This window comes from Steroidobacter cummioxidans (assembly GCF_003104955.1).
This window is the reverse complement of the sequence record NZ_LSRW01000033.1, coordinates 1-26,871: the sequence shown is the minus strand read 5'-3', so window position 1 is coordinate 26,871 and position 26,871 is coordinate 1. Positions and strand designations below refer to the sequence as shown.

Annotated in this window: 27 protein-coding genes and 1 pseudogene; 18 read left to right on the top strand and 10 right to left on the bottom strand. The window is 63.0% G+C overall.

Going from position 1 to position 26,871, the window contains the following annotated elements; genetic code table 11:
• Window positions 1-64 precede the first annotated feature (64 nt).
• From lptB to D0550_RS17020, 5 genes are read right to left on the bottom strand one after another with little or no spacing between them, the layout of a single operon-like run.
• Window positions 65-790, bottom strand: a complete 726-nt coding sequence (gene lptB, locus D0550_RS17040) for an LPS export ABC transporter ATP-binding protein (RefSeq protein ID WP_116810392.1) — start codon at window positions 788-790, stop codon at window positions 65-67.
• The gene (locus D0550_RS17035; RefSeq protein WP_116810391.1) at window positions 787-1,554 is read right to left on the bottom strand and encodes an LptA/OstA family protein; all 768 of its coding nucleotides are present in this window, start codon (window positions 1,552-1,554) and stop codon (window positions 787-789) included. The genes lptB and D0550_RS17035 overlap by 4 nt, the downstream gene beginning before the upstream one ends.
• Entirely contained in the window at window positions 1,523-2,095 is a 573-nt protein-coding gene (lptC, locus tag D0550_RS17030) for an LPS export ABC transporter periplasmic protein LptC (protein WP_116810390.1), read from the bottom strand. Before lptC ends, D0550_RS17035 begins: the two co-directional genes overlap by 32 nt.
• Window positions 2,092-2,610, bottom strand: coding sequence for a KdsC family phosphatase (locus D0550_RS17025; protein ID WP_116810389.1), 519 nt, complete (start codon window positions 2,608-2,610; stop codon window positions 2,092-2,094). Before D0550_RS17025 ends, lptC begins: the two co-directional genes overlap by 4 nt.
• 3 nt (window positions 2,611-2,613) lie before the next feature.
• Window positions 2,614-3,612: a KpsF/GutQ family sugar-phosphate isomerase gene (locus D0550_RS17020; RefSeq protein ID WP_116810388.1), complete on the bottom strand. Its 999-nt coding sequence runs from the start codon at window positions 3,610-3,612 to the stop codon at window positions 2,614-2,616.
• Between the two features lie 166 nt (window positions 3,613-3,778).
• Here D0550_RS17020 and D0550_RS17015 point away from each other — a divergent pair, with 166 nt between their 5' ends.
• Both D0550_RS17015 and murA read left to right on the top strand, forming a co-directional pair.
• Entirely contained in the window at window positions 3,779-4,009 is a 231-nt protein-coding gene (locus tag D0550_RS17015; RefSeq protein WP_116810387.1) for a BolA family protein, read from the top strand.
• 3 nt (window positions 4,010-4,012) lie between these two features.
• Window positions 4,013-5,269 (top strand): UDP-N-acetylglucosamine 1-carboxyvinyltransferase, encoded by a 1,257-nt coding sequence (gene murA / locus D0550_RS17010; RefSeq protein ID WP_116810386.1) that lies wholly within the window; start codon window positions 4,013-4,015, stop codon window positions 5,267-5,269.
• Between the two features lie 13 nt (window positions 5,270-5,282).
• Here murA and D0550_RS17005 read toward each other — a convergent pair whose 3' ends face one another.
• Window positions 5,283-6,431: a S1C family serine protease gene (locus D0550_RS17005; protein WP_206606358.1), complete on the bottom strand. Its 1,149-nt coding sequence runs from the start codon at window positions 6,429-6,431 to the stop codon at window positions 5,283-5,285.
• A 179-nt stretch (window positions 6,432-6,610) separates the two neighbouring features.
• Between D0550_RS17005 and petA the strand changes: the two genes are divergently transcribed.
• Genes petA through D0550_RS16980 form a run of 5 tightly spaced genes read left to right on the top strand, consistent with a single transcriptional unit; the run spans window position 6,611 to window position 10,368 of the window.
• Entirely contained in the window at window positions 6,611-7,231 is a 621-nt protein-coding gene (gene petA, locus D0550_RS17000; protein ID WP_116810455.1) for a ubiquinol-cytochrome c reductase iron-sulfur subunit, read from the top strand.
• Window positions 7,231-8,481: a cytochrome b gene (locus tag D0550_RS16995; protein ID WP_241520828.1), complete on the top strand. Its 1,251-nt coding sequence runs from the start codon at window positions 7,231-7,233 to the stop codon at window positions 8,479-8,481. Before petA ends, D0550_RS16995 begins: the two co-directional genes overlap by 1 nt.
• The gene (locus D0550_RS16990; protein ID WP_241520827.1) at window positions 8,471-9,268 is read left to right on the top strand and encodes a cytochrome c1; all 798 of its coding nucleotides are present in this window, start codon (window positions 8,471-8,473) and stop codon (window positions 9,266-9,268) included. Before D0550_RS16995 ends, D0550_RS16990 begins: the two co-directional genes overlap by 11 nt.
• Window positions 9,269-9,326: 58 nt before the next feature.
• Window positions 9,327-9,926, top strand: a complete 600-nt coding sequence (locus D0550_RS16985) for a glutathione S-transferase N-terminal domain-containing protein (protein ID WP_116810385.1) — start codon at window positions 9,327-9,329, stop codon at window positions 9,924-9,926.
• Window positions 9,927-9,942: 16 nt separating this feature from the next.
• The gene (locus D0550_RS16980; protein ID WP_116810384.1) at window positions 9,943-10,368 is read left to right on the top strand and encodes a ClpXP protease specificity-enhancing factor; all 426 of its coding nucleotides are present in this window, start codon (window positions 9,943-9,945) and stop codon (window positions 10,366-10,368) included.
• A 21-nt stretch (window positions 10,369-10,389) separates the two neighbouring features.
• Here the strand turns inward: D0550_RS16980 and pdxH are convergent, their stop codons facing one another.
• Window positions 10,390-11,052, bottom strand: a complete 663-nt coding sequence (pdxH, locus tag D0550_RS16975; protein WP_116810383.1) for a pyridoxamine 5'-phosphate oxidase — start codon at window positions 11,050-11,052, stop codon at window positions 10,390-10,392.
• A gap of 191 nt (window positions 11,053-11,243) precedes the next feature.
• Between pdxH and D0550_RS16970 the strand changes: the two genes are divergently transcribed.
• The 6 genes from D0550_RS16970 to D0550_RS16945 all read left to right on the top strand — a co-directional run bounded on the left by D0550_RS16970 (window position 11,244) and on the right by D0550_RS16945 (window position 17,910).
• Window positions 11,244-12,347 (top strand): prephenate dehydrogenase/arogenate dehydrogenase family protein, encoded by a 1,104-nt coding sequence (locus D0550_RS16970; protein ID WP_161965877.1) that lies wholly within the window; start codon window positions 11,244-11,246, stop codon window positions 12,345-12,347.
• A 25-nt stretch (window positions 12,348-12,372) separates the two neighbouring features.
• Entirely contained in the window at window positions 12,373-13,494 is a 1,122-nt protein-coding gene (locus D0550_RS16965) for a GGDEF domain-containing protein (protein WP_116810381.1), read from the top strand.
• Window positions 13,495-13,586: 92 nt separating this feature from the next.
• On the top strand, window positions 13,587-14,603 hold the full coding sequence (locus D0550_RS16960; protein ID WP_116810380.1) for a Fe(3+) ABC transporter substrate-binding protein: 1,017 nt from the start codon (window positions 13,587-13,589) through the stop codon (window positions 14,601-14,603).
• Between the two features lie 9 nt (window positions 14,604-14,612).
• On the top strand, window positions 14,613-16,262 hold the full coding sequence (locus tag D0550_RS16955) for an ABC transporter permease (RefSeq protein WP_116810379.1): 1,650 nt from the start codon (window positions 14,613-14,615) through the stop codon (window positions 16,260-16,262).
• Window positions 16,252-17,295, top strand: coding sequence for an ABC transporter ATP-binding protein (locus D0550_RS16950; RefSeq protein ID WP_116810378.1), 1,044 nt, complete (start codon window positions 16,252-16,254; stop codon window positions 17,293-17,295). The genes D0550_RS16955 and D0550_RS16950 overlap by 11 nt, the downstream gene beginning before the upstream one ends.
• Before the next feature lie 33 nt (window positions 17,296-17,328).
• Entirely contained in the window at window positions 17,329-17,910 is a 582-nt protein-coding gene (locus tag D0550_RS16945; RefSeq protein ID WP_116810377.1) for an RNA pyrophosphohydrolase, read from the top strand.
• On the opposite strand, the gene D0550_RS16940 is transcribed toward D0550_RS16945, so the two are convergent.
• Window positions 17,907-18,329, bottom strand: a complete 423-nt coding sequence (locus D0550_RS16940; RefSeq protein ID WP_116810376.1) for a CopD family protein — start codon at window positions 18,327-18,329, stop codon at window positions 17,907-17,909. The two genes, D0550_RS16945 and D0550_RS16940, sit on opposite strands and share 4 nt — an antisense overlap.
• Before the next feature lie 240 nt (window positions 18,330-18,569).
• Here D0550_RS16940 and D0550_RS16935 point away from each other — a divergent pair, with 240 nt between their 5' ends.
• The 4 genes from D0550_RS16935 (at window position 18,570) to ppx (ending at window position 21,861) form a co-directional block, all read left to right on the top strand.
• On the top strand, window positions 18,570-19,310 hold the full coding sequence (locus D0550_RS16935; protein WP_116810375.1) for a DUF6776 family protein: 741 nt from the start codon (window positions 18,570-18,572) through the stop codon (window positions 19,308-19,310).
• A gap of 36 nt (window positions 19,311-19,346) precedes the next feature.
• Window positions 19,347-19,772, top strand: a complete 426-nt coding sequence (locus D0550_RS16930; protein ID WP_116810374.1) for a bactofilin family protein — start codon at window positions 19,347-19,349, stop codon at window positions 19,770-19,772.
• A 95-nt stretch (window positions 19,773-19,867) separates the two neighbouring features.
• Entirely contained in the window at window positions 19,868-20,242 is a 375-nt protein-coding gene (erpA, locus tag D0550_RS16925) for an iron-sulfur cluster insertion protein ErpA (protein ID WP_116810373.1), read from the top strand.
• Between the two features lie 122 nt (window positions 20,243-20,364).
• Window positions 20,365-21,861 carry an exopolyphosphatase gene (gene ppx / locus D0550_RS16920; RefSeq protein ID WP_116810372.1) on the top strand — a complete coding sequence of 499 codons (1,497 nt, stop codon included), beginning with the start codon at window positions 20,365-20,367 and terminating at the stop codon, window positions 21,859-21,861.
• Between the two features lie 9 nt (window positions 21,862-21,870).
• Here ppx and ppk1 read toward each other — a convergent pair whose 3' ends face one another.
• Both ppk1 and D0550_RS16910 read right to left on the bottom strand, forming a co-directional pair.
• The gene (gene ppk1 / locus D0550_RS16915) at window positions 21,871-23,952 is read right to left on the bottom strand and encodes a polyphosphate kinase 1 (protein WP_116810371.1); all 2,082 of its coding nucleotides are present in this window, start codon (window positions 23,950-23,952) and stop codon (window positions 21,871-21,873) included.
• A 161-nt stretch (window positions 23,953-24,113) separates the two neighbouring features.
• Window positions 24,114-25,535 carry a peptidoglycan DD-metalloendopeptidase family protein gene (locus D0550_RS16910; RefSeq protein WP_116810370.1) on the bottom strand — a complete coding sequence of 474 codons (1,422 nt, stop codon included), beginning with the start codon at window positions 25,533-25,535 and terminating at the stop codon, window positions 24,114-24,116.
• Window positions 25,536-25,783: 248 nt separating this feature from the next.
• On the opposite strand from D0550_RS16910, the pseudogene tyrS reads away from it, so the two are divergent.
• Window positions 25,784-26,871: pseudogene (gene tyrS / locus D0550_RS16905) on the top strand (tyrosine--tRNA ligase); the annotation flags it as partial.

Below are 26,871 nucleotides of genomic sequence, written 5' to 3'. Positions count from 1 at the left end.
AACGGGTCGACGAGCTTGGGGCTCGCCGGCGGCGTCCGGCTCTGGTCTGCCTCGGGAGGCTCCTCTACAGCCGGAAATCCTGACCCAAGTACACCTCACGGACCTGCTGATTTGCAAGGATCTCGTCGGCAGTCCCGGCGGCGATCACACCGCCCCCGCTGACGATGTAGGCCCGGCTACAAATTCCTAAGGTTTCCCGGACGTTATGATCGGTAATCAACACCCCGATGTTGCGTCCGACCAGGTGCCGGATGATGCGCTGGATGTCCAGCACCGAGATCGGATCGACGCCCGCGAAGGGCTCGTCCAGCAGCATGAACTCGGGCTCGGCGGCCAGCGCGCGTGCGATTTCGACGCGCCGCCGCTCGCCGCCGGACAGGCTCTGGCCGACGCTGTTGCGGATGTGGCCGATGTGCAGCTCGTCGAGCAGCGACTCGAGCATTTCGTTGCGCTTGTCACGGCTCAGCTCGGGGCGCACCTCGAGGATGGCGCGGATGTTGTCCTCGACCGTCAGCTTGCGGAAAACCGAGGCTTCCTGCGGCAGGTAGCCAACGCCCAGACGCGCGCGTCGGTGCACCGGCAACTTGGAGATGTCCTGATCGTCGATGAGGATGCGCCCGGCATCCGTGGGGACCAGGCCGACGATCATGTAAAAAGCGGTCGTCTTGCCGGCGCCGTTCGGGCCCAGCAGACCGACCACTTCACCGCTCGATACTTCCAGTGAGAGGTCTTTGACGACCTGTCGCGAGCGATACTTTTTGGCGAGCCCCTCGACGCGCAGCCGGCTCATGCGCCGCCGCCGTGGTTGTCGGTCGCCAGCTTCGGCTCGACGCGCTCGTCGCCGATCTTCTCGCCGTTCTCATTGAAGGTGGGCTCGACGATGGCCGCCGTGCCGCCCGTGCCGCCACCGCTGGTCTGGGACTTGTCCTGGTTCGGGCGAATGATGCCGCGGACCCGGTTCGACGAGCCGCCCGGATTGATCTGCACGCGCTCGTCGCGCACGTTGTAGATCACCACGTCACCCCGGAACTCGTCCTTGCCATTGCTGAACCACACTTGATCGGTGAGCTTCACCACGCCACTGTTGATGTCGTATTCGATGACGCCGGCGCGGCCGCGCACCTGACGGTTGTTGGCGGCACCGATCTGTTCGAAGCGGGCCGGCGAGCCCTGGATGCGCACATCGGACAGCTCGCCGTTGAGGAAATCGGCGGTGGCGACATTGGACTGCAGGTCCGCCTCGGCACTGCGGATGCGCACCGCTTGCTCGAAGGTCCAGTGACTGTTGGGGGCCCGGAAATTGCGCGCCTTCGCGGTCTGCGCTTCGATCGACATCGGGCCCTGTTCTGCGCGCACGTTGCCGGAAAGTTCGAGCGTGTCGTGGCGAAAATCGGAGCTGACCACATCGGCGCTGTAGGCGAGGCCGCCGTCGAGTGTGTCGAGCTTGGGCATGTTCGCAGCGCCGCCGGCCACTGTTGCTAACAACAGCAGCACGGCACCGAGCGCGCCCTTCGCGTGTCGCTTACTTCCGCGGTTGCGGATCAAATCTGCCATTCACTGTCTCCAGCCTCAGTTTCTCGCTGGTCAAATCGGCGCGTAGGCTCTTCGCGGTCATCGAGTGCTGGCCGAAGCGCATCTGCGCCGGCGAGCGGGTGCTATACGCGATGTTCTTCTCGGTATCGATCGCCAACTCGTCGGTGCGCAGGAACGCATTCGCATCGCCCGAGAGCGAGCGCAGCTCCACATCGCCTTCCAATTCCACGATGCGCGAGTTCGGCGGCACCAGCCCGGTCTTCGCGGTCAGGACCCATTGCCAGTCGTTCTGGCCGAAATAATTCACGCGCACCGCTTCCATCGTGATCGCTTCGCCGTGCTCCGGACGGCTCAAGCGCTGGTCAATGCGCCGTGCGATCAATTCGATCCCGGGCGAGCCGTCTTCGCGCGTGCGCAGGACCACCGCGTCCTTCAAGTAATAACCGGGCTGCTCGGGCATCTCATGATTCGCCAGGGGCACGTTGGTATTGTCCATGAACGCGCCATAGCCGATCACGATCGCGGCCAGCGTGGCGGTCAATGACACCCAGCGCCAGTTCATCCGTGTACCTGCCGATTGACGTCGATGCGCCGGGTCTCCAGCAGCAGATCGCACACCTCACGCACCGCGCCCTGGCCGCCGCACGCCTGAGTAATGAAATGCGCGCGCGACTTCACGCTCGAATGCGCATCCGCAACCGCCACGGCCAGCCGTGACGCTTCGAACAGCGACAGGTCCGGCGTGTCGTCACCGATGCTCGCCACGGCTTGTGGTGTGAGGTTCAACATCTCCAGCAACTCGCGCAGCGCGGCCAGCTTGTCGTGCACGCCCTGACGGACCCAGGTCACGCCGAGCTCGCTCATGCGCTTGTCCACCGCCTTCGACTGGCGGCCCGAAATCACTGCGACCTGCAGGCCGGCATTCAGCACTTGCTTGATGCCCGCACCGTCGCGCACGTGAAAGCACTTCATGGTCTCGCCGCGGGACGTGAAATACAGCCGTCCGTCCGTAAGCACACCGTCCACATCCAGTACTAGCAGGCGCACGTCGTTGGCGCGTTCCACCAGGGTATCCATGGATTACATCACCCCGGCCCGGAACAGATCATGAACGTTCAACGCGCCGATCAGCTCGTTGCCGGCATCGGTGACCAGCAATTGCGTGATGCGATGTTTTTCCATCAGGTGCACCGCCTCCGCGGCCAGGACTCTCGGTTGGATCGTCTTGGGGTTCGCGGTCATCACATCACGCATCCGCACGGCGTTGATATCGATCGGATGGTCCAGCGCGCGGCGCAGATCGCCATCGGTATAGATGCCGAGTACGCGTTGCTGGTCGTCGACCACGGCCGTCATGCCGAGGCCCTTGCGGCTGATCTCCAGCAGGCCATCCTTCAGCGAGGTGTCCGGACTCACCCGGGGCAACTGATCGCCGGTGCGCATCACGTCTTCGACATGTAACAGCAGCCTTCGTCCCAGGCTGCCGCCCGGATGCGAGCGGGCGAAGTCCTGCTCGCTGAAGCCGCGCGCTTCCAATACCGCGACCGCCAGCGCATCGCCCATCACGAGCGTGGCAGTAGTGCTCGCGGTAGGTGCCAGGTTGTGAGGACAGGCTTCCTCAGGGACGCTGACATCGAGCACCGCGGAAGCCGACCTGGCGAGCGTCGATTGAATCTTCCCGGTCATCGCAATCAGGGGCACGCCCAGTCGCTTGATACCCGGAAGAATGGTGAGCAATTCCGCCGTCTCTCCCGAATTGGAAATGGCCACGACCACGTCGTCGTGGGTGATCATCCCCATGTCGCCGTGACTGGCCTCGGCCGGATGCAGGAAAAATGCTGGCGTCCCGGTGCTGGCCAGGGTCGCGGCAATCTTGTTGCCGATGTGCCCGGATTTGCCCATGCCGGTGACGACCACCCGGCCGCGGCAGTCATGCAGCAGCTGACAGGCCGCGACGAAATCACCATCCAGGCGCGCTTCCAGCGCTTGCACCGCAGCGACTTCCGTAGCCAGCACGCGGCGGCCGCGTGAGAGCAACTGTTGGGAATCGAGCTGGGTGGACGTCGGTAAAGATCGCATCCGTGAATGATAGCGCGGCAGGTTGCGCCATGTACCGCGTGTAATTGAAGAGTTACGCGCAGTAATTGTCACGACTCCATGTCGCGCCAAGCTCTAATCAACGCGGCGGAGCGGCCCGGGCATCGGATATCATGAGCCCCCTTTGCAATTGCGGATGCCAAGCTCGATGAATGCCGCCGAAGTCCAAGCGCTGATCCAGACCGGATTGCCCGGCGCGCAGGTGCGCGTCGCATCCGATGACGACACTCACTTCGAAGCGGTGATCGTAGCCCCGCAGTTCGAGGGGCGTCGCATGATCCAGCGGCATCAGCTGGTGTACGCGACGCTCGGTCAGCTGATGGGGCGTGAGATCCACGCACTCAGCATCCAGGCGTTCGCGCCCTCGGAACAAAAGTAACTCATGGACAAGCTGCTGATTCAGGGCGGCACGCCGCTCGAGGGTGAGGTTCGTATCTCCGGCGCGAAGAACGCCGCGCTGCCCATCCTGGCCGCGACGCTGCTGGCCGAAGGGCCGGTATCGGTGGGCAATGTGCCACATCTGCATGACGTTACGACCATGATCGAGCTGCTCGGTCGCATGGGCGTGAGCGTCACCATCGACGACCGCATGCGGGTCGAAGTCGATGCGTCCACGACCAATGCCTTCGTCGCGCCGTACGAGCTGGTGCGCACGATGCGCGCCTCGATCGTCGTGCTGGGGCCGCTGCTGGCCCGCTTCGGCAGGGCCGATGTGTCGTTGCCTGGTGGCTGTGCCATCGGCGCACGACCGGTGAATATCCACGTCGATGGTCTGCGCGCGATGGGCGCGGACATTCAAATCGAAAATGGTTACATCCGCGCCAAGGCCGATCGGCTCAAAGGCGCGCGCATCGTGTGCGAAACCGTGACGGTCACCGGCACGGAGAACCTGCTCATGGCCGCCACGTTGGCGGACGGGCAGACCATCATCGAGAACGCCGCGCGCGAGCCCGAGGTCGTCGACCTCGCGAATTTCCTCAGCGCCATGGGCGCGAAGATCAGTGGCGCAGGTACGGACGTCATTACCGTGCAAGGCGTCGAGCGATTGACCGGCGCGAGCTATGACGTGCTCCCGGATCGAATCGAGACGGGCACGTATCTGGTCGCCGGCGCGATCACTGGCGGGCACGTAAAGATCAAAGGCACGCGGCCGGATCATCTCGACGCCGTGTTGTTGAAGCTGCGCGAAGCTGGCGCGCAGATCGAGATCGGCGACACCTGGATCGATCTCGACATGCGCGGCCGGCGGCCGAAGTCGGTCGATCTGCGCACTGCGCCGTATCCGGCGTTCCCGACCGATATGCAGGCGCAATTCGCGGCGTTGAATACGGTCGCGGAGGGCGCGGCAGCGGTGACAGAGACGATCTTCGAGAACCGCTTCATGCACATGCTGGAGATGCGCCGCCTCGGCGCGGACATTCGCATCGAAGGCAATACCGCGATCATTCGCGGCGTGCCGCGCCTGACGGCCGCCCCGGTGATGGCCACGGATTTGCGCGCCTCGGCGAGCCTGGTGCTGGCTGCGTTAGTCGCGCAGGGCTCGACGGAAATTCACCGCATCTATCATATCGACCGCGGTTACGAGCGCATCGAAGAGAAGCTCGAGCAGCTCGGCGCGCAGATCAGGCGCGTGGCTTGAGGGTTTAGATGGGCTAACGCGAGCCGCGCGGCGGGCGTTCTTCCAGCGTCGCCTCGAGACTCAGTTGCGTGCGGCCTCGGCGACCGCCGATTTCGAGGGTGGAGCCGGGCGACATGGCCGCCACGCGGTTCAACGCTTCCTGCGCATTCACGATCTGCTGGCCGTTGAAATGGGTCACCAGATCGTCCACGCGCATGCCGGCCTTCGCGGCCGGTCCGAGGGGATCCACTGAACTGATGCGTAACGCGACCGGCGGATCGATACCGAGCGCCGCTGCCGTGGCACGCGGCAACTCTTCAGAAGAGACGCCCAGCCAGCCACGGCGCACCCGGCCATGCGCGATGATTTGATCCATCACACCGCGCACCATGTTCACGGGAATCGCGAAGCTGATGCCGTCAGTGCCCAGCGTTTGCGCGAGCACCGCGGTGTTGATGCCGATCAGCTCGCCGTCGGCATTGATCAGCGCGCCGCCCGAATTGCCGAAATTGATGGCGGCGTCGGTCTGAATGAAATCCTCGAAATCGGTGACGCCGAGTCGCCCCCGCCCGGTGGCGCTGACGATGCCCTGGGTCACGGTCTGACTCAGCCCGAACGGGTTGCCGATCGCGAGGACGACATCGCCTGCGCGCAGCACGTTCGACCGGCCCATCGGCATCACCGGCGGGTTCTCCAAGTCCACGCGCAACACCGCCAGATCGGTATCCGGATCGGTGCCCACGATCGTGGGAGTGGCCACGCGACCGTCCGCCAGCTGCACGCGGATCTGGTCCGCACCCCGGATCACGTGATCGTTGGTGACCAGATGGCCGTCGGCATCGAGGATGACGCCCGAGCCGAGGCTGCCCTCGACGCGTTGGCGCACCCGGGACTGATTCTGTCGCAACAGGGAATTGTCAGCGGAGGGCGCATTCGCGACCACGCGGGCCGTGTAAATGTTAACTACGGCCGGTCCGGCACGGCTGACTGCATCGGCATAAGATCTGCGCGGTTCGCCTTCGCGCGGCGGGAAAGACACGGGCGTTACCGGGGATTCCTGCGTGGCGGGCGCCGCGGACGGGCCCGTCTGCGCCGGTCGTACGAGCAACAGAACGGCGGCAATGGCGAGGCCCACCAAGGTCCATTTCAGCAGGAACAGCAGGGTCTGCGGCACGGTGGGCACGGTGAAGGCTCGAATAAGAGTACCGGGGGTGACCGGTGACGCTTCGTAGCGCCCTGAGAGATAGTGCGTGGGGCGATGTGTGTATAATGCGGAATTCCTTGAACGTTTGAAACCTCAGCTGGGCTTCAAGGGCTCGGGTGAGGTTGCGCGTGCGACAGATGCCTCGCGGAGAAGAGTGGATGACGTCAGAAGTTGGCAAATCTAAAGAAGAGGGAGTCGATGGCGGCCGGCGCCATTTCCTGCTGGTCGCGACGACCGTAACCGGTATAGCCGGTGCCGCGATGACTGCCGTGCCGTTCCTGGCGTCCTGGAAGCCGAGTGCTCGCGCGCAGGCGCTGGGCGCGCCGGTGGAACAGGACATCAGCAAGCTCGAGCCGGGCGCGATGGTGAAGGTGAACTGGCGCGGCCAGGCCATTTTCATCGTGCACCGTTCGCCGGAAATGATGAAGCAGCTCGAAAACCCGGCACTGGACGGTCGCCTGCGCGATCCGAAGTCCGAGGAGTCCGAGCAGCCCAAGTACGCGCAGAACGAGTTGCGCTCGCTCAAGCCCGACTACCTGGTGCTGGTCGGTGTGTGCACCCACCTCGGTTGCGCGCCGCTGGGCCGCTTCCAGCCTGCGGATGCCGAGCTCGGCGCCGACTGGCCCGGTGGCTTCTACTGCCCGTGCCACGGCTCGAAGTTCGATCTGGCCGGCCGCGTCTTCAAGGACGTGCCCGCGCCTACCAATCTCAAAGTGCCGCCGTACCGCTTCGTCACTGACGGCGTGGTGCAGATCGGCGTCGACGCGGAGGTCGCCTGATGAGCGCCACAATGCAAGAAAAAGGGCGCCTGGCGCAGCTGGTCGATTGGATCGATGCACGCTTCCCCATGACTCGGTTCATGAAGGAGCATGCCAGCGAGTACTACGCCCCCAAGAACTTCAACTTCTGGTACTACTTCGGCTCGCTCGCGCTGGTCGTGCTGGTACTGCAGATCGTCACCGGCATCTTCCTGACGATGAACTACAAGCCCTCGGCCGCGGACGCGTTCGCGTCGGTCGAGTACATCATGCGCGACGTGGAGTGGGGCTGGCTGATCCGCTACATGCACTCCACCGGCGCATCGGCGTTCTTCATCGTCGTCTATCTGCACATGTTCCGCGGCCTCATGTACGGCTCGTACAAGAACCCGCGCGAGCTGGTGTGGATCTTCGGCATGCTCATTTATCTGTGCCTGATGGCCGAGGCGTTCTTCGGCTACCTGCTGCCCTGGGGCAACATGTCCTACTGGGGCGCGCAGGTGATCGTGTCGCTGTTCGGCGCGATCCCCGGCATCGGTGAGTCGCTGGTCGAGTGGATCCGCGGCGACTACTACATCTCCGACATCACGCTGAACCGCTTCTTCGCGCTGCATGTCATCGCGTTGCCGCTGGCGCTGGTGTTCCTGGTGATCGCGCACATCTTCGCCCTGCACGAAGTGGGCTCGAACAATCCGGACGGCGTCGAGATCAAGAAGCTGAAGGGCCCGGACGGTCATCCGGTGGACGGCATTCCGTTCCATCCGTACTACACAGTGAAGGACCTGGTGGGCTTCATCGTGTTCGCGATGCTGTTCGCGCTGGTGCTGTTCTTCGCACCGGAGATGGGCGGCTACTTCCTGGAGCACGCCAACTTCGACCCGGCCAACGCGCTGCAGACCCCGGAGCACATCGCACCGGTGTGGTACTTCACGCCGTTCTACGCGATCCTGCGTGCGGTTCCGAACAAGCTGCTCGGTGTCGCGCTGATGGGTGCGGCGGTGGTGTTGTTCGTGTTCCTGCCGTGGCTCGACCGCTCCAAGGTCAAGTCCATCCGCTACCGCGGCTGGCTGTTCCGCGGCTTCCTCGGTGCGTTCGCGGTGAGCTTCATCGCGCTGGGCTACCTCGGCCTGCAGCCGGCGACCCCGGGTTACACGCTGGCGGCCCGCTTCTTTGCGGTCGTCTACTTCGCGTTCTTCCTGCTCATGCCCTGGTACACGAGGATCGACCAGACCAAGCCTGTGCCGGAACGCGTGACTTACCATGCCCACTGAGCATCTAGCCGAAGCCATGATGAAGAAGAGTTTCCATAAGCTGGTTCTGGGTGTGGTGGGGTTGTCGGCTCTGACCTGGTCCGCGGTTGGCGCGGCAGCGGGGGGCAACAACTCGGCCATGCAACTGGCGCGCAACGATGTTGCCAACGTCGCCTCGCTCCAGCGCGGCGCGCGCAACTTCATGAACTACTGCAGCGGCTGCCATTCGGCCAAGTACGTCCGGTACAGCCGTCTGGAGAAAGATCTGTCGTTGAGTGAAAAGCAGGTGACTGACAACCTGATGTTCGTCGGTGAGCGGATTCACGACACGATCAAGATCGGCATGAAGCCGGAGGATGCCAGCCACTGGTTTGGCACTACCCCTCCGGACCTGTCCCTCATTGCGCGCAGCCGCGGGCCCGACTACATCTACTCCTTCCTGAAGTCGTTCTACCTGGACCCGAGCAGGCCGACCGGCACCAACAACCTGATCCTGCCGGGCACTGCCATGCCTCACGTGCTTTGGGAGCTACAAGGCTTGCAGCGCGCGGTCTATGATGGCGAGAGCGATGCGGAACACAACGCGGTCCATAAGAAGTTCAAGGAATTCGAACTGGCGAAGCAAGGCAGTCTCTCGCCGCAGGAGTACGACCAATTCGTCCGCGACACAGTGAATTTTCTCGACTATATCGGCGAGCCGATGCAGCTCGAGCGGCGCAATCTGGGCATGCGCGTGCTGGCATTCCTGATAGTCTTCTTCCTGTTCGCTTACTTCCTGAAGAAGGAATACTGGAAGGACGTAAAGTAGCCCCCCTCGTGGGAGCTGCCGCGCGTTCGTTCAGACCTGCCTGGAGCGTACTACCGTGATGACGCTCTTCTCACGTGCCGACGATCCCTGGAGCCACCGCACCAGGATCGTTCTGGCTGAGAAGAGCATCCACGTCGAGACCATCGACGTGCAGGGCGGCAACCTCCCCGAGGATCTGCTCGACCTGAATCCCTACCACACGGTCCCCACCCTGGTGGACCGTGATCTGGTGCTGTACGACTCGCGCGTCATCATCGAGTACCTGGACGAGCGCTTCCCGCATCCGCCGCTGATGCCGGTGGATCCGGTGGCGCGCGCGCAGTTCCGGTTGGCGCTCTATCGAATCGAACGGGACTGGTACAGTCTGGCCCAGCAGATCGACGATCCGTCGGATCGCAAGAATGGCCTGAAGGCGCGCAAGATCCTCCGCGACAGCATTCTGGCCAGCACCGATGTGTTCAAGGCCAAGCCGTACTTCCTGTCGGATGAGTTCTCGCTGGTGGATGCCACCATTGCTCCCATCCTGTGGCGCCTGTTGTATTGGGAAATCGACTTGCCAGCTCAAGCCCAACCTATTACCAAGTACGCCAACTTATTGTTCTCCCGGCCCGCGTTCAGGCACAGCCTGTCGCGCGCCGAGCAGGAAATGCGCGCTTAAAACCGCGGCGGTACTCATGGCAGATGCTCCAGTTCGATCGCGTCGTCCCTATTTGTTGCGTGCCATGCACGAATGGATCAGCGACAGCGATCAAACGCCCCACATAGTCGTCGATGCTTCGATACAGGGTGTGGAAGTGCCGCGCCAGTACGTTCAGGGGGGCAAGATCATCCTGAACGTAAGCAATAGTGCGACCAGCAACCTCAGCTTGGGCAACGACATGGTGCGTTTCCGCGCGCGGTTTGGTGCGGTCACGCATGATGTGTTCGTGCCGATTGCCGCGGTGTTGGGTATCTATGCGCGCGAAACCGGGCAGGGAATGATTTTCTCGGAGGCCGACGCACCGCCGCCGCAGCCGCCCAACGCGCCGACGGAGACGCCATCCGGCAGCAGCCCTGAGCAGCCCAAGCGCGCCAAGCCGACCTTGAAGGTCGTCAAATAACGCACGCGCGCCGCCTGGCGATCAGGGATTCAGGCGCGTCCCGGTCCAAGGTCCGGCGCTGAACGAGAACTCATCTTTCTTGGTGAGCGTGCGCTGCCAGCGCGCGCGCTCGTGAATGCGACCGGCGCCTTCCGCCCACAATTCGATCGAATCGATCCACAGCCGAAACCCGCCCCAATGCGGGGGGCGCGGCACTTCACCTTCATTGGTCTTCATCAGGCCAAGCCGCTGCTTCACTGATTGGACTTGCTCGACCAGCGCGGCACGCGACGCGAGCGGCTCGCTCTGAGCGCTGGCCCACGCGCCGACGCGGCTTTCAAAGGCGCGGGTGGCGAAATACTGATCGCTCTCGGGCGCGGGCGAGATCACGATGGGCCCTTCGAGCCGCACCTGCCGATGCAGCGTGTCCCAATGAAACACGGCCGCTGCGCGCGGATGCTCGGCCAGCTCCCGCCCTTTGCGCGAATCGTAGTTCGTGAAGAACACCACGAAGCCCTGATCCGGTACCAATCGCTTGCACAAAACGACGCGGGCCGATGGCGCACTGTTTTCGCCCACGGTCGCGACCACCATGGCGTCCGGATTCGGCTGCACATTGCGCGCGCGCGCATCGCTGAACCAGGTCGCAAAGATGGGGAGCGGGTCAGCGGGCAAAGGCTCGGGAAGCAATTCGTCGGCGGCCATGGCAGTTCTTGGGACTTTGAAACGAGTCGCCGTAATTATGCCAGTCTGGTGCTGGGCAGGACGCCCGAATGCCAGGAGCGCAGGGATGCGCAGGACTGGCGGAAGCGATTTATGAGCCGCTAACTTGCGGCACGCGCGCGCCGGTTGGTAAAAGGCGTCAGCTACCCTCCATGCCCGGGACTGAAATTCCCATGAATCTGCAAGAAATTCGCGAACGTCTGTCCGAGCTGGACCGGCAGGTGCTCGCGCTTGTCGCTGAACGCCAACGGCTGAGCCGTGAGGTGGCCGAGGCCAAACGCGCCGAAGGCAAAGCGACGCGTGACTACACGCGCGAGCGCGAAGTGTTGCTGCAGGCTCGTGCGACGGCCGATTCCCTGGGCGTTTCTCCGGCACTGGCGGAGCAGGTGATGCGGTTGTTGATCCGTGGCTCGCTCACGACGCAGGAGCGCATTCGCGTCGTTGCCGGCGGACGCGGTGGCGGCAAGACGGCGCTGGTGATTGGCGGCACCGGCAAGATGGGACGCTGGTTCAGCGATTTCATGGCCTCGCAGGGTTACACGGTGACCGTGGCCGACCCGGTGCGGCGTCCGGACAACGCTGCATATGCGTACATCGCGGATTGGCGCGAAAGCTCGCTCGACTACGATCTGATCGTGGTGGCCACCCCGCTGAAGATTGCGAACGTGGTGTTGCAGGAACTGGCCGAGCGCAAGCCGCGCGGCATCGTCTTCGACATCGGCTCGCTCAAGACTCCGCTGCGACAGGGCATCGATGCGTTGCAGAGCGCCGGGGTGAAAGTCACCTCCGTGCATCCCATGTTTGGACCGGACACCGAGCTGCTGTCGGGCCGTCACGTCATCTTCATCGACATGGGGAATCAGGAGGCGGTGCAGGCCGCGCAGGAACTGTTTGGCTCGACCATGGCCAAACAGGTAGTCATGGGGCTCGATGAACACGACCGTTTGATTGCCTACGTGCTGGGTCTGTCACACGCATTGAACATAGCGTTCTTCACCGCGCTCGCCGAGAGCGGTGAAGCGGCGCCGCGGCTTGCGCAACTGTCGAGCACGACTTACGACGCACAGGTCGACGTGGCAACCCGCGTGGCCGCCGAAAGCCCCGATCTGTATTTCGAGATTCAGCATCTGAACGACTACGGCCGCGAATCGCTGCTGGCACTGCGCGGGGCCGTGGAAAAGTTGTGGCAGTCGGTGTCGACCGGCGACGCGCCACAGTTCACGGCGATGATGCAGCAAGGCCGCGAATATCTCGCGGGCCGCGTGCGTAATGATTAGCTGTTTGTCCGTGAGGCACGCATAGATGTCGGCTCGGGATCTCCAAGGCGAGATCCGCGAATTGCGCGGGCGCATTGCCGCGCTCATGGACGAGGCTGCGAACAATGAAAAGCTGCTGCGCCGGAGCCAGGAGCGCGAGCTCGAGCTGCTCAAGGCCGAGAACATGTCGCAGCTGTTCGACGCGATCTGCAAAGGGCTGAAAGCCTCATACGCGCTCGAATCGGTCACCTTGCTGTTGCTGGATCCACAGCACGAGATCCGTCATCTGTTGATCGCGGACAACGTGAATCTGGAAGACTTTCCGCAGGTGCTGTTCACGGACAGCCTCACCGGCATGGCGCCGCAGTTCAATTCGTTTCATCGACCGTGGCTCGGGCCGTATATGGGCTGCGACCATCAGCTGCTGTTCCCCAATGCGCAGGGGTTGAAGAGCACCGCGCTGATTCCGCTGCGTCGGCAGGATCGTCTGCTGGGCAGTCTGAACTTCGGCAGCATCGACGAGAAACGTTTCTCCCGGCACCTCGCGACCGACTTCCTCGCGCACCTCGGTGTGATCGCTTCGTTCGCGATCGAGAACACGATCAACCGCGCGCGCCTGGTGCGCAGTGGCTTGACCGACTTTCTCACCGGCTGGCACAACCGTCGCTATCTCAACGCGCGGCTCAAAGAAGAGCTGGCCCGCGCGCAGCGTCAGGGCACGAGCCTCACCTGCCTGGTCATCGACCTGGATCGGTTCAAGCAGATCAACGATCAGCACGGCCACCTGGCCGGCGACATGGCTTTGCGCGAGGCGGCGCAACGAGTCGACGCGCACATCCGAGGCAGCGATGCCGCGGCTAGATTTGGCGGCGACGAGTTCGTCGTGCTGGCGCCGGCGATTGCCCCGAAACAGGCGGCCTGCCTGGCCGAGCGCATCCGTACCACGGTGTGCGAGACGCCGCTGACACTGCCGTCAGGAGCTCAATTGAATATGACCGTGTCCATCGGCGTTGCGTGGATCACGGTCGCTCGTGACGAGGCCGATCTGAAAGCAGCCGCTGAGCGGCTGCTCGCCGACGCCGACGCCGCGCTGTATCGCGCGAAGCAGGCCGGCCGCAATCGGGCCGCGCTTGCTTCGGGCGAGATGCCGGACAAACCGTGCGGCTAAACAAATACGCCAGCCGCGTCTGACAGACCGCGGTAAAACGTGATTAAATGCGAGTCATTCGCATTGATTGGTCAGCCGAGGTCTCGCGGGTCATGTCAGTAAGGTTCGGTGTATTTGCGCCAATGTTCGGCGCACTGGTACTCGCTGTTGGACTGGCCGGCTGCGCCAAGCAACCTTCCGAGCTGGTGGTGTACTCGGCTCGCAACGAGCAGCTGATCAAGCCCATCTTCGATCGCTACGCCGCCGAGAGTGGCCAGAAAATCCGCTTCGTTACCGACGATGCCGGTCCGCTGATCGAGCGCCTGAACGCCGAAGGCGCGCATTCACAGGCCGACATTCTCATGACCGTGGATGCCGGCGAGTTGTGGCACGCCGCGGATCTCGGCCTGATGCAGTCTGTGAACTCGGACGTGCTCAACGCCAATATTCCCGAGAGCCTGCGCGATCCGCAGGGCCGCTGGTTCGGCTTCTCGATCCGCGCGCGCACCATCGTCTACAGCACCGAGCGCGTGAAGCCGGAAGAGCTGAGCGATTACGCTGCGCTTGGCAGCGACCGTTGGAAGGGCAAGCTGTGTCTGCGCACGTCTAAGAAGGTCTACAACCAGTCGCTGGTCGCCATGCTGATCGCCGAGTACGGCGAGCCGAAGACCGAAGAAATCGTCCGTGGCTGGGTGGCGAACCTTGCCGCCGAGCCTTTCTCGAACGACACGTTGCTGATGGAGGCCATCGCCGCGGGTCAGTGCGATGTGGGCCTGGTGAACACTTACTACTATGGCCGCCTGTTGCGCGATAAGCCCGATCTGCCGGTGAAGTTGTTCTGGGCGGATCAAGCGGGCCAGGGCGTCCACATCAATATTTCAGGTGCCGGCGTGACGGCACACTCGCCGCGCAGTGAGGAGGCGAAGAAATTCCTCGAGTGGCTGTCGCAGCCCGAGGCGCAGGCGTTCTTCGCGGGTCAGAACCTCGAATATCCCGCCAGTCCCAGCATCGAGCCGGACCCGATCGTGAAGGCGTGGGGCGATTTCAAGCGCAGCCCGATGAACGTGGCGCAGGCCGGCGAGTTGCAAGCCACGGCGGTGAAGTTGATGGATCGGGCGGGCTATCGCTGACGATTCGCCATGAGCGCGGAGGTTGTGCAGCCTGAAACGCGGCGCGCATGGCGCGATCCGCTGAGCGTGGTGCTCGCGGTTGTGCTATGCCTGCCTGCGCTCGTGCCTCTGCTCGTCATTGTGCACGCGAGCGTCTCGCCTGAAGCCGAGGTCTGGGCACACCTGTCGCGCTACGTGCTGCCCGAGGTGACGGTCAACACGATCAAGTTGCTGATCGGTGTCGCGTTGTTGAGCGGCACCGTCGGCACTGCACTGGCGTGGCTCACGTCGATCTGTGAGTTTCCCGGCCGGCGCTTTTTCGATTGGGCGCTGCTGTTGCCCCTGGCGATTCCCACTTACGTGCTGGCGTTCGTCGCGGTGGGGTTCCTCGATTTCGCGGGCCCATTGCAGACCTGGTTGCGCGCCTGGACCGGCAGCTCGGCGTGGGTGCCGAAGATCCGCTCGACTGGCGGCGTGATCGTCGTCTTGTCGCTCGCCTTGTATCCGTACGTTTATTTGCTGGCGAGAACGGCGTTTCTCACTCAAGGTCGACGTGCACTCGAGGCTGCGCAGATGTTGGGGTACGGGCGCGCGGCGGCGACTTGGAAGGTCGCGCTGCCCATGGCGCGTCCCTGGATCGCCGCCGGCATCGCGTTGGTCTGCATGGAAACGTTGGCCGACTTCGGCGCGGTCTCGGTGTTCAACTACAACACGTTCACGACTGCGATCTATCGCGCGTGGTTCGGCATGTTCTCTGTGAGCGCGGCGCTGGAGCTTGCCGGCGTCTTGTTGTTGTTCGTCATCGCAGCGTTCGCGCTCGAGCGCAGTTCGCGAGCGGGAGCTCGTTTCGCCAGCGGCCGGGACATGACACGCGAAGCTGCGCGCTTGCAGCTTGGTCCCGTGGGGCGATGGGGCGCGTTTGCCGGCGCGGCGTTGGTGTTGGCGCTCGCGTTCGTGCTGCCGCTGTTCCAGCTTTTGATCTGGTCGGCCAAGAACGTGGGCGACATCGACAGTCGCTACTGGGGTTTTATCGCGCGCAGTTTGATCCTCGCTGGCAGCGCCGCGGTGGTCATTGTCACCGCCGCCCTGGCGCTCGCTTACATCGAACGGAGCAGGTCGACGACGTCGATGCGACTGCTCGTGCGGCTCGCGACGCTGGGTTACGCCATCCCGGGCACCGTGTTGGCCGTCGGCATCGCGGTGCCGTTGGTGCTGTTGAACAATCAGCTGCAGAGCTGGCTGCGCGCGTGGATGGGAGAGTCTGCGCCGGTATTGTTGCTCCAAGGCACATTGCTCGCGGTGCTCATCGCTTACCTCGCGCGCTTCCTTACGGTCGGATTCAATCCGATCGAGAGCGGCTTGCAGCGGGTCACTCGCAGTATCGATGAAGCCGCCGCCAGTCTGGGCGTGGTCGGCACCGATCTGATTCGTAAAGTGCATGTGCCGCTGCTGCGAACCAGTCTTGCGACCGCGGCGACTTTGGTGTTCGTCGACGTGATGAAGGAAATGCCGATCACGTTGATCACACGGCCACCGGGCTGGGACACTCTGGCGGTGCGCGTGTGGGAAATGACGTCTGAAGGTGAGTGGGAGCGTGCCGCGTTGCCGGCAGTTGCCATCGTGCTCGTCGGGCTGATTCCTGCTGCCATGCTGACGCGCAGAGGTGCGCATGTGGCTTGAGCTCGAAAATGTAGTGCGTCGGTTCGGCACACGCTCGGCCGTGAATGGCTTGTCGATGCGCCTGGAGAAAGGCTCGATCGGTTGCCTGCTGGGGCCCAGTGGCTGCGGCAAGACGACGGCTTTGCGTTGTATCGCTGGGTTCGAGGCGGTCGATGCGGGGGTGATTCGCGCGCACGGTCGTGTGCTCGCGTCCCCGGATTTTCATTCGCCGCCCGAGAGCCGGCAGATCGGCATGGTGTTCCAGGACTACGCGTTGTTTCCGCATCTCACGGTGCTCGACAACGTCGCTTTCGGTCTGCATCGGCTGGAGCGGAGCAAACGCAAGCGACGCGCGGAAGAAGTCTTGGAAACAGTGGGCCTGGCGGAGCATCGAGGCCATTACCCGCATCAGTTGTCAGGCGGCCAGCAGCAACGCGTGGCGTTGGCGCGCGCGCTGGCGCCGGAGCCGCAGATTGTGCTGCTCGATGAGCCGTTCTCGAGTCTCGATGTGGAATTGCGCGAGCGCCTGAGTCTCGAAGTGCGCTCGGTCTTGAAGGCGCTCAACACCACGGCGCTGCTGGTGACTCACGATCAGCAGGAAGCGTTCGCGGTCGCCGATCTGGTGGGCGTGATGAAGGACGGCAGGCTCGAGCAGTGGGACACGCCGTATCAGCTCTATCATCGACCTGAGTCGCGATTCGTCGCTGACTTCATTGGCCAGGGCGTTTTCATTCCGGGTGAAGTGGTCGCGGCCGGCTCGGTGCGCACCGAGCTCGGTGTGGTGCGCGCCAATGGCAATGGGCAGTGGCAGACCGGTCGTCATGTCGATCTGCTGTTACGGCCGGACGATGTCATTCATGACGACGCCAGCACGCTGCGCGCCGAAGTGTGTCAGCGCGCGTTCCGAGGAGCGGAGTTCCTTTATACGTTGAAGCTGGCGAGCGGCATGCAGCTGCTATCGCTGGTGCCGAGCCACCACGATCACGCGGTCGGTGAGCACATCGGGATTCGCATCGAGCCTGACCACGTGGTGGCGTTCGCCCGCGACAGGTGAAAGAATCGGGTCAATCCGATTTTCAAAAGTTCCATGACCGATTTCATCGATGCAGACGGCTTTCGCGCCAATGTCGGAATCGTCTTGATCCGCGAGGACCGTCAGGTCTTCCTTGGCGGCCGGACCGGCGGCCGCGGCTGGCAATTCCCCCAAGGCGGCGTACAGCAGCGGGAAACCCCCGAAGAAGCCTTGTACCGCGAGCTCAAGGAAGAGGTGGGGCTGGAGCCCCATGACGTGAAGCTGATCGCTGGCACCCGCAACTGGCTGCGCTATCGCCTGCCCAAGCAATACGTGCGCAAGAACAGCAAGCCGCCCTGTATCGGGCAGAAGCAGCGCTGGTTCCTGCTGCGCTTCACCGGCTCCGAAGACCGTTTCGACCTGGAGTCGACCGGCGAGCCGGAGTTCGAGAGCTGGCGCTGGGTCGACTACTGGACGCCGGTGCGCGAGGTCATTTACTTCAAGCGCGCCGTCTATGCCCGTGCGCTCGATGAGCTGGCGCGCACCGCCTTCCCGCAAGACCCACCGGCGTTGCCCGAGTGGTCCCAGGAAGAAAAATATTTACGCAACCTGGCTCAACGCCAGCAAAAGGCCGCGCAGGACAAGGCGATCGGTTAGAACGGCTTAACGACCACGAGGATGACGATGCCGAACAGGAACAGGGTCGGCACCTCGTTGAAGCCGCGGTACCAGCGCTCCGAATGCTGGTTCCGGTCGTTGCGGAACGCGATCAGCAAGCGGTGGCACCAGAGGTGGTAGACGATGAGCCCGGCCACCAGCGTCAGCTTGGCGTGCATCCAGCCGGTCTGCATGAACCCCGGCACCTTGCCCAGCGTCGCCGCGCCGAACACGATCGCGAGCGCACCGCCTATGGTCATCATGGTGAACAGGCGCCGCTCCATGACCTTGAAGCGCTCCGCGCCAGCGGGGTCGCCGCCTGCGAGCGCCGCGTGATACACGAACAGGCGCGGCAGATAGAACAATCCGGCGAACCAGGTGATTACGAAAATAATGTGCAACGCCTTGAGCCAGAGCATGAATGACCTTTGCCATGAGTGTCGGGACTGACTGGCTTTCGCCTAAGCCGCTTTGCGTCATCGCCTTATCGGGTCGCGCAAATGCCGCCGCTGGGGTGGAAGCTGGCGCGCCGGGACGGGATTCTTTGCGGCGCTTCTCAATCGGAGCGCGGCGGCTGTGCTCTAATTTCACCAGCTTTCGTCAAATTCGTACTACTTATTTTCGGTGCAGACGCCTCGATCCACCACAGTCATTCAGTAATGCCTGATTTTTTCCCACAGCGCACCGGTGCCTTCATCATCCGCCAGCATCCGACCTGGCGGCGCCGGGCCGTGCTCATCGGCGGCACGCTGGGCGTGTTGATCGCCTTGTACCTGATGTACGAATGGGGCCGTTTCGAAGGCGGTTACAGCAAGTTCGCAGAAATTCAGCAGCGTCGCGAGCTGAACGCGAAGATCGAGTCGCTCGCGGAGGAAAACGAACGGCTGCGCGCCGCGGTCGCCTCCGCGGAGCTGGATCGCAAAGTCGAGTACAAGGCGTACGCCGACGTCGAAAAGAATCTCGCGGACCTGCAGGCGCAGGTCCTCAAGCATCGCGAGCAGCTGACCTTCTATCGCGGCATCGTTTCGCCGGAAGACGGCATCGGCGGCTTGCGCATTCAGCGTTTCCAGGTGCTGCCCGGCGCGGCTGACCATCATTACCGGCTGCGGCTGGTGCTGGTGCAGTCGATGCGTCAGGAGAGCGTGGTCTCCGGATCGGTGGTCGTGCAGCTCGAGGGCGTGCGCGAAAACAAGCCGGTTCAGCTGCCGCTCTCGGCTGCTGCCGAGACGGCGCGGGCCGATGGCCAGCTGCCGTTTCAATTCCGCTATTTTCAGAATCTCGAACAGGACATCGTGCTGCCGGAAGGCTTCGAGCCGCGGGCAGTGACGCTCGAGGTGCGCTCCCCGCGCATGGACCCTGTGCGAGAATCCTATCCCTGGCGAGTGCAGACCGAAGCTTAGAGCCTCGAGGCCGCTAGCCCCTGATTTGGACGGCGCATGTTCAACCGTAATAAACCCAAACCGCATCGTATCGACACGCTGATCGGCGCCGGCACGCGCATCATCGGCGATGTGCAGTTCGCCGGCGGCTTCCATGTCGATGGCCACGTGAAAGGCAACGTCGATGCGCCTGCTGATTCCGGCGCAACGCTCAGTGTCAGCGACAGTGGCGTCGTCGAAGGCTCGGTGGCCGTGCCCAATGTGATCCTCAACGGCACGGTGAAGGGCGACATCCTGGCGCACGAGCGCGTCGAGCTGGGTGCGACGGCCCGGGTCACCGGCAACGTGTATTACGCGCTGATCGAGATGGAGATGGGTGCGGAGATCACCGGCAAGTTGATCCACGAGCCGCGGCGCGGCGCCAAGGCCGAGCCCGAAATCAAGCCGGCGCCGGGCGATGCAGCCGCAGATTCCGCGGGCTGATGGCGTTATAGCTCAATGGTTTGGGAGCGTTTTCACGTTCCCGGCGGTGGCTGCGTTACACTTGATTCAGACGCTGCTGCCCCCAACGTGGCCTCATGAACACTGAATCCGCTCTTTCCAGTTTTTCTCCGGGTATTGGCGCGCCCAGCCTGGTCTTCACCGATGCCGCGGCCGCCAAGGTCAGCGAGCTGATCCGTGAAGAGTCCAATCCCAATCTGAAGCTGCGCGTCTTCGTGCAGGGTGGCGGCTGCTCGGGCTTCCAATATGGCTTCACGTTCGACGAGAACCTGGAAGAGGGCGACACGCGCGTCGAGAACGGCGGCGTCACGCTGCTCATCGATCCGATGAGCATCCAGTATCTCGCCGGCGCCGAGATCGACTACAAAGAGGACATCGAAGGCGCGCAGTTCGTCATTCGCAATCCGAATGCATCGACGACCTGCGGCTGCGGCTCGTCGTTCTCGATGTAACCTACGGAAGCGCGGATTGCACGACTTCCCTGGGCTCGGCAGAGTTGCCGCTGCCGTCGGAGGCTTCCTCGATTAAAATCCCGCGGTAAGGTGTGTCAACTTAGGGTGGGATGGTTTCTGCAATGGCGCGCAAGATTCCCGACGTCATTGCTGCCGTCGATCTGGGTTCCAACAGTTTTCACATGATCGTGGCCCGTCACACGCACGGGCAGCTCATCATTCTCGATCGTCTGCGTGAGAGCGTGCGCCTCGGCGCCGGTCTCGACGAGCAAGGCCGCCTGAAGCGCGAGGCCATCGACGTTGCGCTCGCCTGCCTGGAACGCTTCGGCCAGCGCTTGCGCGACATGAAGGCCGAGAGCGTTCGCGTCGTCGGCACCAATACCCTGCGCAAGGCCAAGCGCAGAGGCGCCTTCCTCGATCGCGCGCGCTCGGCGCTCGGTCATCCCATCGAAGTGATCTCGGGCATCGAAGAGGCACGGCTGATCTATCTCGGCGTCGCCAACACCATGCCCAGCGACCCTGGCCGCAGGCTCGTCGCCGACATCGGCGGCGGCAGCACCGAGATCATCATTGGCGAAGGCCAGCATCCGAAGAAGCTCGAAAGCCTGCACATGGGCTGCGTGAGCATGAGCTCGCGCATCTTCAACGACGGCGTGGTCACCGAGAAGCGCATGAAGCGGGCTCGACTCGCCGCGCGACTCGAGCTGGAGCCCGTCCAGTCAACCTTCAAAGATTACGGCTGGGACCACGCGGTGGGCTCGTCCGGCACGATCCGTGCGGTCAGCGATGTTCTGCGCGCGCGCTCGAACGGCGATGGAATCATTACGCCGGCGGGCATCGAGCTGCTGATCGAGCAGTTGCTGCGTGCGGGCGATCTGTCCAAGCTGCGCCTGCCCGGGTTGACGGACGAACGTCTGCCCGTGTTTCCCGGTGGCCTGGCCATCCTCGCCGAAGTTCTCAGCGTGCTCGACATCAAGACGATGAAGGCCGCCGACGGCGCATTGCGCGAGGGCTTGCTTTACGACCTGGTCGGCCGCTTTACCGATGAAGATGCGCGCTTGCGCAGCGTGCGCGCCATGCAAGGTCGCTATCACGTCGATCTCGCGCAGGCGTCACGAGTCGAGGCCACTGCGCTCGATTTTTTACGCCAGACTCAAGTCGCGTGGGAGTTGGACGATCCATTCGCCGAGATGGCGCTGCTGTGTGCCGCGCGACTGCATGAGATCGGTCTCGATGTCTCGCATTCTCACTATCAGAAACATGGCGCGTATCTGCTCGAACATGCGGACTTGCCGGGCTTTCCGCAGGAAGAGCAGAAGATCCTCGCGGATATCGTCGGCGCTCATCGACGCAAGCTGCAGCTCGAGACGCTGCAGGATCTGACTCCGCCCTGGCACATCAAGGCGCAGTTCTTGATCCTGATCTTGCGGCTCGCGGTGCTGCTGCATCGTGGGCGCACGGCCGAGGCGTTGCCGAGGATCGAGCTCGTGCCGCGCGCCAGGGCCATGGAGATTACCTTCCCCAGGGGCTGGCTCGATTCCCATCCGCTGACCGCCGCCGATCTGGAAAACGAGATCGAGTATTTGAAAGCGGCCGGCTACCGCTTGCGCGTCAGCTAGCACCCCACGCTAATCGTTGCAGTCCGAATACCGCTGGAGCAGCACTTGTTGCGCGGTCACCGGCGGCGCGCCATTGGCGCTGGCTCGCTCGTACTTGCCGTCCGGCCTCAGCACCCACGCCTGCTCGTTGTCGGCCAGATAGGTCTGCAAATCCTCGACGATGCGATCGCGATGCTGTTTGCGCTCGATCGGGAAGCACACCTCGATCCGGCGGAAGAAGTTGCGCTCCATCCAGTCGGCGCTGGCGCAGAAGATCTCCGGGCTGCCGTCGTTGTGGAAGTAGTAGACGCGTGAGTGTTCGAGGAAGCGCCCGATCACCGAGCGCACAGTAATGTTCTCGGAGATCCCCGGCATTCCTGGCCGCAACGCGCAGATACCCCGCACGATCAGATCGACTTTCACGCCGGCCATCGCGGCGGAGTAGAGCGTCTGGATGATTTGCGGCTCGATCAGCGCGTTCATCTTGGCAATGATGCGGGCGGGCTTGCCTTCGCGCGCGAACGCCATTTCACGGCGCGTTTTTTCGAGCAGGCCTTCGTGCAGAGTGAACGGCGACTGCAGGATCTTCTGCATGGTCGCGACGCGCGTCGGGCTGGTGAGCTGCAAGAACAGCTCATGCAAGTCTTCGCCGACTGCCTCATCGCATGTGAAGAGGCCGTAATCGGTGTAAACGCGCGCGGTATTCGGGTGATAGTTGCCAGTGCCGCAGTGACAGTAGCGACGCAGTTTTCCGCGCTCGCGCCGCACGACCATGATCAGCTTCGCGTGCGTCTTGTAACCGACGACGCCATACATGACGTGCGCGCCAGCTTCCTGAAGTCGAGTCGCGAGCTGGATGTTCGCTGCCTCGTCGAAGCGCGCCATCAGCTCGATGATCACAGTGACTTCCTTGCCGGCGCGCGCAGCATCGACGAGCGCGTCGACGACGGGCGACTGCGGGCCGGTTCGATACAGCGTCTGCTTGATCGCCAGCACATCCGGATCGGCCGCCGCCTGGCGCAGAAAATCGATCACCGGCGCGAACGCTTCGAACGGGTGATGCAGTAGCACCTCGCCTTCGCGCATGACCGCGAAGATGTCTTCCTTCGCGACCAGGCGCTTCGGAATGCACGGCGTGAACGGCGGAAATTTCAGGTCCGGGCGATCGACCAGGTCGTAAATGGCCATGAGCCGGTTGAGATTCACCGGGCCGTTGACCTGATACAGATCGTCGCGCTTCAGCGCGAAGTGACGCAGCAGGAAAGAGGTGATGTCTTCCGGGCAGTCGAGCGAGGTTTCCAGGCGCACGGCCGCGCCATAGCGGCGTTGCGCTAGCTCGCCCTCGATCGCGCGCAGCAGGTTGTCCACTTCCTCGTCGTCGACGAACAGATCGCTGTTGCGCGTGACGCGGAATTGCCAGGCGCCTTCCACCTTCATGCCGCTGAACAACTGCGCCACGAAGGTCGAAATCACCGCCGACAGGAACACGAAGTAGGTCTTGCCCGGCTCGTCGCCGGTGGTCGCCGGCAGACGAATGATTCGAGGTAACGAGCGCGGCACTTGCACGACCGCGAGCTCGGCGTCGCGGCCGAACGCGTCCTTGCCGGACAAGCGCACGATGAAATTCAGGCTTTTGTTTTGAATTCTGGGGAACGGCCGCGCCGGATCGAGCCCCAGCGGTGTGAGCACCGGTTCGACTTCCTTGGCGAAATAGTCGCCGACCCATTTGCGCTGAGCCGGCGTCAGCGTCTTGGCATTCACGAACTGGATGCCTTGGGTCGCCAGGTCGGGAAACACCAGCTGATGAAGCAGCTCGTATTGATCTTTGACCAGGGCGGCGGCGCGCTCGTGAATGGCGGTCAGTTGCTCCGGCACGGTCATGCCGTCGGGACCGCCGGTGAGCGAGCCCAGTTCCTGCCGCTGCTTCAGGCTGGCGACGCGGATCTCGAAGAACTCATCGAGATTGGAGCAGGAGATGCCGAGGAAGCGGATCCGTTCCAGCAGGGGCAGGCGCTCATCGTGAGCCTGGGCGAGCACGCGCTGGTTGAAGTCGAGAAAGGACAGCTCCCGATTGATGTAGTGCTCGGGGGCCTTGAGATTCACATCGAGCATGATGCTGCCGTCACCGAAGTCCCGTGTCCTGGGGGACATCGAGAATACTACGGTCAGCGGCTTGCATGTGTTACACGCGCAAGGCAGCAGAATCGCGCCACATGGGCGCGATTTGCATGGAAATTGTGCTGATAGCGTCGGCGAGCGCGACGCTGGTTGGATTATGGAGCCAGAGCCGCGGTCGTGACCGTGGCTGCGCCAGCGCGGTCCAGCTTGGCGAACAGCAGGCCGGACTTGGTCATGAACTCGGCGCGATAGGAGTCGGGGATCGGCGCGGCTTCCGGCAGCAACACCGTGCGCGGATTCTTGTGCACGCCATTCACGAGGTATTCGTAGTGCAGGTGCGGACCGGTTGCGGCGCCGGAGCTGCCGACATAACCGATGGTCGTGCCCTGGCGAACGCGCTGGCCATTGCGAATGCTGGCGAAGCGCGACATGTGACCGTAGAGCGTCGAGACGCCGCCGCCGTGCTCGAGAATCACGACGCGGCCATATCCGCCCTTGGTGCCGACGAACGCCACTTTGCCATCGCCCGCCGCTTTGATCACCGTGCCGGTTGCGGCTGCGTAATCCACGCCCTTGTGAGCGCGAATCGTATTCAGGATGGGATGACGGCGGGCGGGATTGAAGTTCGAGCTGATCCGCGTGAATTCCAGTGGTGCGCGCAGGAATGCGCGACGCACGCTGCGGCCATCGGGCCGGAAGTAATCGGCGACTTTGCCGTCCTTGGACTCGAAGTAAACCGCGCGATGCAGGGTGCCGTTGTTCATGAAGTCGGCGGCCAGGATGCGGCCGTTGCCGATGAACTTGCCGTCGCGATACTTCTGCTCGTAAACCAGATTGAACTTATCGCCGGGCTGGATATCGAGCGCGAAGTCGATTTCCCAGCCGAAAATGTCGTTGGCCATTTGCAGAATCAACTCGGGGCTGACGCCGGCCGCACGAGCCGCGACGAACAGCGAGGATTCGATGGTGCCTTCGGCCTGGACTTCCTGAATATCCAGCGGCGTCGCGATCACTTCGGCGTTGAAGCCTTCGTTGGCGCGCGTCACCGAGAGAATCTCGGTCTCGCTGATGCGGCGGGTGAGCGACTGCACCAGGCCTTCGTCGTGTACCAGCGTAATGATGTCGCCTACGCGCAGCTTATCCAGCTGCGACTGCACGCTCGGCATGTCGCGAATCACAGCGAGGTCGGTGAGATTCAGTTTCAGCTGCCGGAAAATGCGATCCATCGTGTCGTTGCGACGGACTACGTACTCGACCGTGTCACCGAGGATGGAAGTCGGCATCGCGGACAGCGGCACTTCCACGTCCTCGATCTCGATTGGCGGCAGGGTGGCCACGTTGACGGCCGGCTGGCGCGGCGCAAGGAACGAGCCGTCGCGAGTGGCCAGCCCGTAGGCGACCAGCCCGCCGACCAGCGGCAACAGCAGGCCGGATACGAACCAGCGCGCATGATTGCTGCTACGAGTCGACTGCGGCTTGTAATCGAACGCGGTCCGGGCGGAGGGGGAGGCAGACGCGGGATTAGCTTGAAATCCCTTTCGAAAGCCGAGTTGTGCCGATTGCCTAGACTCGCGCATGACTGTGCGTAAATAAGTTAAAGTAAACGAACCAAGCCGCAAATTTGAAGAATCACAGCGCCTGCGTCAACTACTGACTGAACCGATGAACCTGGGTCGCAGATCCAACGTGCGTCCTGTTCAGGTCACATCGGTCGCGAAACAATCGCACCGCGCGGTTTTACGGGAGTGATCGGAGCGACTAAAGTCGCCGCGCACTCCAACTCAATCCATCATTACCGTGCCCTTCGCGGCACGCTGGAAATCCGATGCTTTCCGCCGACGAACAATTGTCCGAGCTCAAGCGTGGCAGCAGCGAAATACTGCTGGAGTCCGAGCTGCTCACCAAACTGAAGCGGGGCAAGCCGCTCAAGATCAAGGCCGGCTTCGACCCGACCGCGCCCGATCTGCACCTCGGCCACACGGTGCTGATTAACAAAATGCGCCGCTTTCAGGATTTCGGCCACGAGGTGATTTTCTTGATCGGCGATTTCACCGGCTTGATCGGTGATCCCTCCGGCCGCAACGCGACGCGGCCGCCGCTGACGCCGGAAGATGTGCAGGCCAATGCCAAGACCTATCAGGACCAGATCTTCAAGATCCTGGACCCGGCCAAGACCCGCGTCGATTTCAATTCCCGCTGGATGAGTCAGCTCGGCTCGGCCGGCATGATTCAGCTGGCAGCCAAGAGCACCGTGGCGCGCATGCTGGAACGTGACGATTTCAGCAAGCGCTACAAGGGCGGCCAGCCGATCGCCATTCACGAGTTCCTGTATCCGCTGGTGCAGGGCTATGACTCGGTGGCGCTGCAGGCCGATGTCGAGCTCGGCGGCACCGATCAGAAGTTCAACCTGCTGATGGGACGGCAGTTGCAGGAAGCGTTCGGCCAGGAGCCGCAGATCGTGCTCACCATGCCGTTGCTCGAAGGCCTCGACGGCGTGAACAAGATGTCCAAGTCGCTCGGCAACTATATCGGCGTGAACGAGGATGCCGACAGCATGTTCGGCAAGCTCATGTCGATCTCCGACGAGCTGATGTGGCGCTACTTCGAGCTGCTGTCGTTCCGTCCCAATGCGGATCTGGCCAGCTTGCGGCAGCAGATCGCCGACGGTCGCAATCCGATGGAGATCAAATTCGAGCTGGCGATGGAAATCACTACGCGCTTCGCGGGGAGCGCGGCAGCCGAACAAGCTCGACAAAACTTCTCGTCACGCAGTCAGCGTCGGGAAAAAATTTTCCCGAAAACATCGAGACCAAGACGCTCACGATCGACGGCGCGGGCATTGGTGTGGCCGCAGCCATCAAGCAAGCCGGGCTCGCGGAGAGCACCTCGGCCGCAAATCGCCTNATTCAGCAG

Bases quoted from the DNA above. Each gene is read 5' to 3' on its own strand.
- lptB (WP_116810392.1), bottom strand. From the start codon at position 790: ATGAGCCGGCTGCGCGTCGAGGGGCTCGCCAAAAAGTATCGCTCGCGA.
- D0550_RS17035 (WP_116810391.1), bottom strand. From the start codon at position 1,554: ATGGCAGATTTGATCCGCAACCGCGGAAGTAAGCGACACGCGAAGGGC.
- lptC (WP_116810390.1), bottom strand. From the start codon at position 2,095: ATGAACTGGCGCTGGGTGTCATTGACCGCCACGCTGGCCGCGATCGTG.
- D0550_RS17025 (WP_116810389.1), bottom strand. From the start codon at position 2,610: ATGGATACCCTGGTGGAACGCGCCAACGACGTGCGCCTGCTAGTACTG.
- D0550_RS17020 (WP_116810388.1), bottom strand. From the start codon at position 3,612: ATGCGATCTTTACCGACGTCCACCCAGCTCGATTCCCAACAGTTGCTC.
- D0550_RS17015 (WP_116810387.1), top strand. From the start codon at position 3,779: ATGAATGCCGCCGAAGTCCAAGCGCTGATCCAGACCGGATTGCCCGGC.
- murA (WP_116810386.1), top strand. From the start codon at position 4,013: ATGGACAAGCTGCTGATTCAGGGCGGCACGCCGCTCGAGGGTGAGGTT.
- petA (WP_116810455.1), top strand. From the start codon at position 6,611: ATGACGTCAGAAGTTGGCAAATCTAAAGAAGAGGGAGTCGATGGCGGC.
- D0550_RS16995 (WP_241520828.1), top strand. From the start codon at position 7,231: ATGAGCGCCACAATGCAAGAAAAAGGGCGCCTGGCGCAGCTGGTCGAT.
- D0550_RS16990 (WP_241520827.1), top strand. From the start codon at position 8,471: ATGCCCACTGAGCATCTAGCCGAAGCCATGATGAAGAAGAGTTTCCAT.
- D0550_RS16985 (WP_116810385.1), top strand. From the start codon at position 9,327: ATGACGCTCTTCTCACGTGCCGACGATCCCTGGAGCCACCGCACCAGG.
- D0550_RS16980 (WP_116810384.1), top strand. From the start codon at position 9,943: ATGGCAGATGCTCCAGTTCGATCGCGTCGTCCCTATTTGTTGCGTGCC.
- pdxH (WP_116810383.1), bottom strand. From the start codon at position 11,052: ATGGCCGCCGACGAATTGCTTCCCGAGCCTTTGCCCGCTGACCCGCTC.
- D0550_RS16970 (WP_161965877.1), top strand. From the start codon at position 11,244: ATGAATCTGCAAGAAATTCGCGAACGTCTGTCCGAGCTGGACCGGCAG.
- D0550_RS16965 (WP_116810381.1), top strand. From the start codon at position 12,373: ATGTCGGCTCGGGATCTCCAAGGCGAGATCCGCGAATTGCGCGGGCGC.
- D0550_RS16960 (WP_116810380.1), top strand. From the start codon at position 13,587: ATGTCAGTAAGGTTCGGTGTATTTGCGCCAATGTTCGGCGCACTGGTA.
- D0550_RS16955 (WP_116810379.1), top strand. From the start codon at position 14,613: ATGAGCGCGGAGGTTGTGCAGCCTGAAACGCGGCGCGCATGGCGCGAT.
- D0550_RS16950 (WP_116810378.1), top strand. From the start codon at position 16,252: ATGTGGCTTGAGCTCGAAAATGTAGTGCGTCGGTTCGGCACACGCTCG.
- D0550_RS16945 (WP_116810377.1), top strand. From the start codon at position 17,329: ATGACCGATTTCATCGATGCAGACGGCTTTCGCGCCAATGTCGGAATC.
- D0550_RS16940 (WP_116810376.1), bottom strand. From the start codon at position 18,329: ATGCTCTGGCTCAAGGCGTTGCACATTATTTTCGTAATCACCTGGTTC.
- D0550_RS16935 (WP_116810375.1), top strand. From the start codon at position 18,570: ATGCCTGATTTTTTCCCACAGCGCACCGGTGCCTTCATCATCCGCCAG.
- D0550_RS16930 (WP_116810374.1), top strand. From the start codon at position 19,347: ATGTTCAACCGTAATAAACCCAAACCGCATCGTATCGACACGCTGATC.
- erpA (WP_116810373.1), top strand. From the start codon at position 19,868: ATGAACACTGAATCCGCTCTTTCCAGTTTTTCTCCGGGTATTGGCGCG.
- ppx (WP_116810372.1), top strand. From the start codon at position 20,365: ATGGCGCGCAAGATTCCCGACGTCATTGCTGCCGTCGATCTGGGTTCC.
- ppk1 (WP_116810371.1), bottom strand. From the start codon at position 23,952: ATGCTCGATGTGAATCTCAAGGCCCCCGAGCACTACATCAATCGGGAG.
- D0550_RS16910 (WP_116810370.1), bottom strand. From the start codon at position 25,535: ATGCGCGAGTCTAGGCAATCGGCACAACTCGGCTTTCGAAAGGGATTT.